This is a genomic window from Neisseria sp. P0009.S007, from assembly GCF_051962515.1.
Map to the genome: position 1 here is coordinate 1 of NZ_JBQCVF010000457.1, position 1,111 is coordinate 1,111.

The window sequence follows — 1,111 nt, forward strand, 5'->3', positions numbered from 1 at the left end:
ATTTATGATAGGTATTGAGTATCGAACCGACAAAAGACGACAAAGAAATCAAAAAGATATAAGGAAACGTTACCCGCAGCAGGTCGATGGAGAGCTGAAACTTATCGGCTTCTTTGGCAAAACCGGGCGCAGAAACATAAATCACCCACGGCGCGGCTAGTATGCCCAGCGCAGTAACGATGACCAGCACAAACGACAACATACCGGCCACATGGCGCACAAACGCCTGCGTGGCTTCGGGAGAGCGGGTTTCTTTGTATTCCGCCAAAATCGGTACAAAGGCTTGGGCAAATGCGCCTTCTGCAAACACGCGCCGCAGCAGGTTGGGCAGTTTGAACGCGACAAAAAACGCATCCGTCGCCATGCCTGCACCAAACGCACGGGCAATAATCGTATCGCGCACAAAGCCCAAAATGCGCGACACCATCGTCAGGCTGCCAACCTTGGCCAAGGCTCCCAATAAATTCATGTATTTTCCTTACTTGTCTTTCAGGCCGTCTGAAAATCCGGCTTCCTCCAATACTGCCGCCGCCGCCAATGCTGCCGTATCTTTTTTCAACAGCAGATGCAAGGCGTGGAAATCCTGTTCCAACGCGGCTACGGCTTCAGGGCGGTCATACCAGTCTGCCACGGCCTGCGCCAGTTTTTCAGGGACGGCATCGTGTTGCAGCAGCTCGGGAACGGCGGCTTTACCCAACAGAATATTAGGCAAACCGACATGCGGCACTTTGATTTTGCGTTTCACATACGCATAAGTCAGCGGCGAAATTTTGTAGCTGATAACCATAGGCCGCTTGCACAAGGCCACTTCCAAAGTCGCCGTACCGCTGGTGACCAATACCACGTCGGCAGCGGTGCAAACCGTATCCGACTGCTTGTCGGTCAATGTAATGGGAAGGGCGGCAAATTCAGGTTGCGCCAAAATTTCACTAATGCGTTTGCGCGTTGCGACCGTCGCCACAGGCAGCAAAAACCGTGCCTGCGGATAACGTTTCAGCAGCAATAAGGCCGTCTGAAAAAACACCGCCGCCATATAATCGATTTCGCTCACGCGGCTGCCGGGCAAGATGGCAAACACGGGCACGTCCGCAGGTACGCCCAGCTTCTGCCG

At 53.6% G+C, this 1,111-nt stretch carries 1 protein-coding gene and 1 pseudogene; both read right to left on the reverse strand.

Translation table 11 applies throughout. From position 1 onward, the window contains the following. Positions 1-469: murein biosynthesis integral membrane protein MurJ (gene murJ / locus ACTHS3_RS14035; RefSeq protein ID WP_440368255.1), on the reverse strand; the 469-nt coding region annotated here is incomplete at its 3' end. A 9-nt stretch (positions 470-478) separates the two neighbouring features. Beyond that, positions 479-1,111: pseudogene (locus ACTHS3_RS14040) on the reverse strand (lipid-A-disaccharide synthase); the annotation flags it as partial.